The sequence below is a fragment of the Nocardiopsis mangrovi genome, from assembly GCF_042653925.1.
GTDB lineage: Bacteria > Actinomycetota > Actinomycetes > Streptosporangiales > Streptosporangiaceae > Nocardiopsis_B > Nocardiopsis_B mangrovi.
The window spans coordinates 22,371-30,045 of record NZ_JBHSFQ010000050.1; the positions used below are offsets into that span (position 1 = coordinate 22,371).

General features: G+C 72.1%; 5 protein-coding genes. 1 reads left to right on the plus strand and 4 read right to left on the minus strand.

Annotation, left to right across the window (positions count from 1 at the left end; genetic code table 11):
• Nucleotides 1–289: 289 nt before the first annotated feature.
• From ACFO4E_RS28770 to ACFO4E_RS28785, 4 genes are all read right to left on the minus strand, one after another.
• Nucleotides 290–1,012: a cytidylate kinase-like family protein gene (locus ACFO4E_RS28770; RefSeq protein WP_378580243.1), complete on the minus strand. Its 723-nt coding sequence runs from the start codon at nt 1,010–1,012 to the stop codon at nt 290–292.
• Nucleotides 1,013–1,167: 155 nt separating this feature from the next.
• Complete coding sequence (locus ACFO4E_RS28775; protein WP_378580245.1) at nt 1,168–2,106, minus strand: co-chaperone YbbN; 939 nt, start codon at nt 2,104–2,106, stop codon at nt 1,168–1,170.
• A gap of 409 nt (nt 2,107–2,515) precedes the next feature.
• Entirely contained in the window at nt 2,516–4,228 is a 1,713-nt protein-coding gene (locus ACFO4E_RS28780; RefSeq protein WP_378580247.1) for an acyl-CoA mutase large subunit family protein, read from the minus strand.
• A 93-nt stretch (nt 4,229–4,321) separates the two neighbouring features.
• A complete protein-coding gene (locus ACFO4E_RS28785) occupies nt 4,322–4,858 on the minus strand; it encodes a MarR family winged helix-turn-helix transcriptional regulator (protein ID WP_378580249.1) in 537 nt (178 codons plus the stop codon).
• A gap of 479 nt (nt 4,859–5,337) precedes the next feature.
• Between ACFO4E_RS28785 and ACFO4E_RS28790 the strand changes: the two genes are divergently transcribed.
• Complete coding sequence (locus tag ACFO4E_RS28790; protein ID WP_378580251.1) at nt 5,338–7,302, plus strand: glycosyl hydrolase family 18 protein; 1,965 nt, start codon at nt 5,338–5,340, stop codon at nt 7,300–7,302.
• The last annotated feature ends 373 nt before the right edge of the window (nt 7,303–7,675 follow it).

A 7,675-nucleotide genomic window follows, 5' to 3' on the forward strand; every position in this document is an offset into this window, starting at 1 on the left:
TGAAGCTCCTCGATTGAACGGATCTGTCTGCCGCGCTCGCCTGGGCGCCCGCGCCGGGCCGCCCTGCCGCCGGGGCCGGGCCGCGTTGCGGCGGCCGAGAACGCGCCGGTGCGCGTCCTCGCCGGTCAGGTCGGGGGTGGCGGGGCACATCCTTCATGGTGCCACCACCGGCGCGTTCTGCGCCCCTCAGCACCACGAAAGGGGCATCGGGCATCAACGATCCATTTTTCAGTACGGATGATCCGATGACCGGCCCGCTGCACCGGCGGGGTCGATGAGATCCCTCACATCAGGTCTCCGGCGGCGCGGCCGCCGCCTCCGAACGCTCCCTTGCGAGGCGCTCGACGATGTCGACGCAGGTCGAAAGGGGGATGATGGTGGAGTCGAGGACCAGGTGGTAGAGCTTGGGGGCGTCCGGGTCGGTCCGGTAGAAGCGCCGGACATAGGCGCGCCGGGCGCGGTCGTTGTCGTCGAGCTCCCGCATGGTCGGCGGCTGCCGGTCCGCGGGGGCGGTGTCGTCGGCACCGGTGGCGAGGGCTTCGCCCCGGCCGGCCTCGCGCAGGTCGGCCGCTTGGGCCAGGCGCCTTTCCCGGGATCCGTCGAGCCGGACGTGCAGGGCGTTGGGGGCGGACGCCAGGACCACCGCGGCGGCCCGGCCGAGGATCACCCCGCCGGTGGCGGCGACCTCGCCGATCACGTGCTCGGTGCGGTCGACGAACTCCTGGTCGTACAGCAGCCGCCCGTCGGCGTCGGTGGCCCCGATGAAGGTGGTGTCGATGCCGCCCAGGGTGACCGTGGGCATCCGGGCGGCGCTGGCGAGCAGGCGCTCGAACCCGATGGGGGCGCGGTCGTCGTGCTCCAGGGCGTCTTCGAGGGTGCAGCCGATCCGCTGGGCGACCGCGCCGGGGATGGCGCGGTCGAGGAAGGGCACACCCAGGCGCTCGGCGACGGCCGGGCCCACGATGCCGCCCCCGGCCCCGTACGTCGCGGACACCGTCACCACGTGTCTCATCTCGCCACCCCCGTTTCCTGTGCTGGGGTGGTACCCCGGGAGGCGGCGCGTACGTCATCCGGCGGCGGATTTCTCGCCCGGCCTTCGCGTCCCGCCGGCGGGACGCGAGGGCGGCCCCGGCCCGCGCGGGCGCGGGACCGGGCCGGGTCGGCGGATCAGAAGAGGGCCGCGGTGAGGCCGCGGCGGGCCTTGGCCACCCGGGGGTCGCCGGCGGGCAGGACCTCGAACAGCAGCAGCAGGTGCTTTCGGGCGGCGTCGCGGTCGTCGCCGGAGGTGCGCTTGACGGTGGCGATCATCCGGTCGAAGGCGTCGTCGAACTTGCCGCCGTACATGTCGATGTCGGCGACGCGCGCCTGGGCCTCGACGTCGTCGGGGCGCTCGGCCGCGGCCTGCCGCGCCTCGCCGGCGTCGAGCTCGCGCACCCGCGCGACCAGCCGGACCTGGGCCAGCCTGAGCTTGGCCTCCTCGTTCTTGGGGTCGGCCTCGACCGCCTTGGCGTAGGCGGCCTCGGCGGCGGCGAAGTCGCCCCGCTGGAGGGCCTCCTGCGCCTCGGCCTCGACGGGGTCGGCGGGGGCCTGCTCCTGGCCGGTGTCGGCCTCCTGTCCGGGGCCCAGGCCGACGTAGTTCTCGGGCAGCACGCCCTGCTCGCGCAGGCCGTCGAAGACCTGCGAGAGCCAGTCGCGGATCTGCTCGCGGGTGGCCGGACCGGCCGGACCGGGGACGACCTGCCCGCCGATGACCATGGCGACCATGGGCACCCCGGGTGCCCGCAGCGCCTGGGCGAGCTGCGGGCTGGCCTGGACGTCGATCTTGGCGACGGCCCACTGGCCGCCGGCCTCGATGGCCAGCCGGTCGAGCGCCCGTTCCACCTGGGACGACTGCTCGGAGTGCGCCTGGAGCACGGCGAGGACGACGGGGGTGTTCAGCGAGCGCTCCAGCACTTCCTGCTGGAAGTTCTGCTCGTCGACGTCGATGGCGTAGGGGTTGGCGGTACCGGACGACTGCTCGGCCTGCCGCTTGGCCTCGCGTTCCAAGGCCGCCTTGCGAGCTCCGAGGTCGACCGCGCTCTGCATGGAGAAGTCCGAAGGCTGCATGCTTCTATCCTGCCGCATGCCGGCCGGGTGCGCTGAACACCTCCACTGCCCGAGCGGCGGCCGTGGTCCGCCCGGGCCGGAGGGTGCTGTCAAGTCACGCTCGATCGGCTCACCCGACTCCAGCGGCCCCGAGAAACGCGCCTCCGGCGAAGGGCGGCGCCGCCTCCGCCCGCTCGCCTCCTCGCCGTGACGCGTCACCAGGTCACGCTCGATCGGCTCACCCGACTCCAGCGGCCCCGAGAAACGCGCCTCCGGCGAAGGGCGGCGCCGCCTCCGCCCGCTCGCCTCCTCGCCGTGACGCGTCACCAGGTCACGCTCGATCGGCTCACTCGACTCCAGCGGCCCCGAGAAACGCGCCTCCGGCGAAGGGCGGCGCCGCCTCCGCTCGCTCGCCTCCTCGCCGTGACGATTAGAAGCGCGGGTCCTCTGTGTAGGTGCCGAACTCGCGGCCCATGGTGGCGCAGATCTCGCCCATGGTGGCCTCGGCGCGGGCCGCGTCGAGGATGACCGGGATGAGGTTGGGCCGGCCGGGGTCGCGCACGGCTGTCAGCAGGCGCGCCAGGGCGGTGTCGACCGCGGCCTGGTCGCGCTCGGCCCGGCGCCGGGCCAGCGCGCGCTTCTGCTCCCGTTCGACCTCGTGGCTGATGCGCAGGATCTCCACCTCGCCGGAGACGGTCGAGGTGTTGCGGTTGACCCCGACGATGCGCTTCTCGTCCTTCTCCAGCGCCTGCTGGTACTGGAACGCCGATTCCGCGATCTCGGAGGAGAACCAGCCGTTCTCGATGCCGGCGAGGATGCCGGAGGTCATCGGCCCGATGGGGTGCTCGGCGTCGGCGCCGCCGCCCATGCGGCGGATCTTGTCGAAGACGGCCTCGGCGTCGGCCTCGATGCGGTCGGTCAGCGCCTCGACGTAGTAGGAGCCGCCGAGCGGGTCGGCGACGTTGACGACGCCGGTCTCCTCCAGCAGCACCTGCTGGGTGCGCAGGGCGATCTCGGCGGACTGCTCGGTGGGCAGCGCCAGGGTCTCGTCCAGGGCGTTGGTGTGCAGGGAGTTGGTGCCGCCCAGGATCGCCGACAGCGCCTCGACCGCGGTGCGCACGACGTTGTTGTAGGGCTGCTGGGCGGTCAGGGAGACGCCCGCGGTCTGGGTGTGGAAGCGCAGCCACTGCGCCTTCTCGCTGGTGGCGCCGTATTCGTCGCGCATCCACCGCGCCCAGATCCGGCGCGCGGCGCGGAACTTGGCGATCTCCTCGAAGAAGTCGATGTGGGCGTCGAAGAAGAACGAGAGGCCGGGGGCGAACCGGTTGACGTCCAAGCCCCGCGACAGGCCGAGTTCGACGTAGCCGAACCCGTCGGCCAGGGTGAACGCCAGCTCCTGGGCCGCCGTGGCCCCGGCTTCGCGGATGTGGTACCCGGACACCGACAGCGGCTTGAAGGCGGGGATGTTCTCGGCGCAGTACTCCATGAGGTCGCCGATGAGGCGCAGGTGCGGCTCAGGCGGGTAGAGCCACTCCTTCTGCGCGATGTACTCCTTGAAGATGTCGGTCTGGAGGGTGCCGTTGAGTGCCGAGGTGTCGGCCCCCTGCCGTTCGGCGGCGGCGAGGTACATGCAGAACGCCGGGATCGCCGGGCCGCTGATGGTCATCGACGTGGTGATGTCCCCGAGCGGGATGCCGTCGAACAGCACCTCCATGTCGGCGACGGAGTCGATGGCCACGCCGCAGTGGCCGACCTCGCCCAGGGCGTGGGGGTCGTCGGAGTCGTAGCCCATGAGGGTGGGCATGTCGAAGGCCACCGACAGGCCGCCGCCGCCCGACTCCAGGATCATCTTGTAGCGCTCGTTGGTCTGCACGGCGTTGCCGAACCCGGCGAACTGGCGGATGGTCCAGGCGCGGCCCCGGTAGCCGGTGGGGTGCAGGCCGCGGGTGAAGGGGAACTCCCCCGGCCAGCCGATCCGCTCGAACCCGGGGACCTCCGCGCCTTCGGGCGGACCGTAGACGGGGTCGACCTCGCGGCCGGAGAGGGTGGTGAAGTCGGCGTCGCGTTTGCGCGCCGCATCGTAGCGCTCCTGCCAGCGCGCGCGCCCCGCCTCGATGTCCTGAGGGTTCTGAGGATTGACCATGGTCAAATAGTAGGACTTCCAAATACTTTCCGATAGTGGCCGCCCCACCGCATCGGCCGCAGGAGGGCCGCTAGGGGTGGCCTAGGGGGCGGATCAGTGGAGGTCCGGGGTGCCGCCGGGCGCCGGGGCGGGGAAGTCGCCGAACCCGACGCGCAGCGTGGTCAGCCGGCGGTGGATGTCCCACAGCTCCTCGTCGGTGTAGCCGTCGAGACCGAACTCCATGGCCGTCAGGTCGCGCGTGGCGTGCTCGACCACCTCGCGCCCCGGATCGGTGATCTCGGCGAGCGTACCGCGGCCGTCGCTGGGGTTGGGCTTGCGCCGGACCAGGCCCTGGCGCTCCAGCCGGTCGATGGTGTTGGTGACGCTCGTGGGGTGGACCATCAGCCGTTCCCCGATCTTGCCGAGCGGCAGCGCGCCCGTGGCGGAGAACGTGAGCAGCACCAGCGCCTCATAGCGGGCGAAGGTGAGGGCGTAGGGCTTGAGCGCGGCGTCGAGCCGACCGATGAGGATCTGCTGCGCCCGCATGATCGACGTGACCGCGACCATGGCGGACGAGGAGCCCCAGCGGCGCGTCCAATTCTCGTGCGCGCGCTCGATCGGGTCGAACGGGAGGTTCAACGGGTTACCCACCCCGCCACTGTAGCGACACCCATCAGCCCCCTGAGCCATAGCATCCGGATCCCCGAGAACGCAATGAAACGCGCTGGCCGACGTCGGCCAGCGCACCGTACCGCGGCACGACGGGCCACTGGTCCGGTCCACCACCTCAGACGCGCCGCCACGCCCCCGGGAGCGGGCCGGCGGATTCCGGGGCCCGCCGCGCGAATCCCGGTTCCGCGCATTGACGACGATTCGAATTGTTAGTTAAGTTTCCTAAAAATTCGTCACCGACGGCCAGAACGCATGCCGTACCCGTGACGCCCGACCCGCTCCCGCACTACCAAGGGCCGCCGCCCTCCTCCGGCCGGCCCTGCGACCGTCACCGCACCACCGCTCCCGAAGACGACGGGCCCGCCGCACGGGGACCGTCACACGTTCCATCCGCTCCCGGGCCGCATCCACCGGAACGGCGGCTCCGATCCCCCTGCTCCACGAAGTAGGAGACGAACGTGAGAACCATCTCGATCCGAGGATGGCTCTGCGCGGCCTTCGCCGCCGTCCTCATCGCCCCCATCATCCACCCGGCGGCCCCGGCGTCGGCCGCCCCCGCCGGCGTCACCGTCGTCTACACCGAGGGCGCCCGCTGGGAGACCGGCTACAGCGGCCAGTTCACCATCGACAACGCCTCGGCCGCCGAGCTGGCCGACTGGACGATCCGCTTCACCCTTCCCGCCGGCGTCCGGATCGGCAGCCTGTGGAACGCCACCCTCAGCAGTTCCGGATCCACCCACACCCTCACCCCGCCCGGCTGGGGAGCGCGGGTGCCCGCCGGCGGCACCTACACCATCGGGTTCAACGGTGTCGCCTCCGGGACCGGAAGCGCGACCGCACCGCTGACCTGCACCATCGACGGATCCCCCTGCTCGGGAGAGGGCGGCGGCGAGGACACCCAGGCGCCCAGTGCCCCCACCGGTGTCGCGATCGGCGCCACCACCTCCTCGTCCATCACCCTCGGCTGGTCGCGGTCCGACGACAACGTGGGCGTCGCGGGCTACGAGATCCTCGACGGGAGCACCGTCGTACGGACGGTCATCGGGGACACCCCCGGCGGGACCGTCGGCGGGCTCGACGCCGACACCGCCTACACCTTCACCGTCCGCGCGTTCGACGCCGCGGGCAACCGCTCGGCCGCCAGCGGGGCCGTCTCCGGACGCACCGCACCGACGGGCGGGGGCGGTGAGCCCCCCGCTGGGGACCGCCGTGTCGGGTACTTCACGCAGTGGGGCATCTACGACCGCGGCTACCTGGTGAGCGACATCGACACCAGCGGGACCGCCGCCAAGCTGACCCACATCAACTACGCGTTCGCCAACATCAACAGCAACGGCCAGTGCTTCCAGGTCAACCAGGCCGGCCAGGGCGACGCCTGGGCCGACTACGGGCGGTCCTTCACCGCCGAGCAGAGCGTCGACGGCGTCGCCGACACCTGGGACCAGGACCTCCGCGGCAACTTCAACCAGCTGCGGGAGCTGAAGGCGAAGTACCCGCACCTGAAGGTGAACCTGTCGATCGGCGGCTGGACGTGGTCGCGCTACCTCTCCGACGCGGTGCGCACCGAGGCCTCCCGCCAGCGCATGGTGGAGTCCTGCATCGACATGTTCCTGCGCGGCAACCTGCCCGTCTTCGACGGCGCGGGCGGCCCCGGATCGGCCTACGGCGTCTTCGACGGCATCGACCTCGACTGGGAGTGGCCCGGCAGCGAGGGCAACCCGGGCAACGTCATCCGTCCCGAGGACAAGCAGAACTACACCGCACTGGTGCAGGAGTTCCGCACCCGCCTCGACGCCCTGGGCACCGAGACCGGGCGCACGTTCGAACTGACCTCGTTCATGCCGGCCGACCCGCGCAAGATCGACGCCGGGTTCGAGGTCGACCGGATCATGCCGAACTTCGACTTCGTCACCCTCCAGGGCTACGACTTCCACGGAGGGTGGGAGAGCACCACCAACCACCAGTCCAACCTGCTGCTGCACGCGTCCGACCCCGGGCCCGACCGCTACAGCGCCGAGATCACCGTGGACGCCTGGACCGCGCGCGGCGCGCCGGCCTCCAAGCTCGTGCTGGGCGTGCCGTTCTACAGCCGCGGCTGGACCGGTGTCCCCGCGGGACCCGGCGGCGACGGCCTGTTCCAGCAGGGCACCGGACCGGCGCCGGGACCCTACGAGGCGGGCATCGACGACTGGAAGAACATCAGCCGGCTCCAGGGCTACACCCTGCACCGCGACGACCGGCTGGGCACCGCCTGGCTCTACAACGGGTCCACGTTCTGGACCTACGACGATCCGGCGGCCATGACCCGAAAGGCCGACTGGTCGCAGGCCGAGGGCCTGGGCGGAGTGATGGTCTGGTCGCTCGACGGCGACGACGGCCAGGGCACCCTGATGACCGCGCTGGATCAGGCGCTCCGGCCCTGATCCCCGACCGGACCGGGGCCAGGTTCCCCTCCCGCCCCGGTCCACCCTGCGGCGGCGGCCCGGTGCGGCGGGCCGCCGCCGCCCACCCCCAGCGGGCGGGCCCCGGAAGCGTTCCGGGGCCCGCCCGTCTCCGTTCGGCACTCCCGGACACGGCGCGAGGGGGCGGCCCCGGTAAGGGCCGCCCCCTCGCGGTCAGGGTGGCGGAGCGGGCCAGCGCGGCCCGCTGGGTCGGCGGTTACTCGGCGCCGGAGCCGGCTTCGGCCGCGGCGGTCTCCAACACCGCATCAGGCTTAGGCACACCAGCGAACGTGAACGCCGCCTCCGCACCCTCACCCTCCACATCGATCACCACGATCTGACCCGCACGCAACTC

What these genes read in the sequence shown, in the direction of transcription:
- ACFO4E_RS28770 (WP_378580243.1), bottom strand. Translation starts at nt 1,012, where the DNA reads ATGAGACACGTGGTGACGGTGTCCGCGACGTACGGGGCCGGGGGCGGC.
- ACFO4E_RS28775 (WP_378580245.1), bottom strand. Translation starts at nt 2,106, where the DNA reads ATGCAGCCTTCGGACTTCTCCATGCAGAGCGCGGTCGACCTCGGAGCT.
- ACFO4E_RS28780 (WP_378580247.1), bottom strand. Translation starts at nt 4,228, where the DNA reads ATGGTCAATCCTCAGAACCCTCAGGACATCGAGGCGGGGCGCGCGCGC.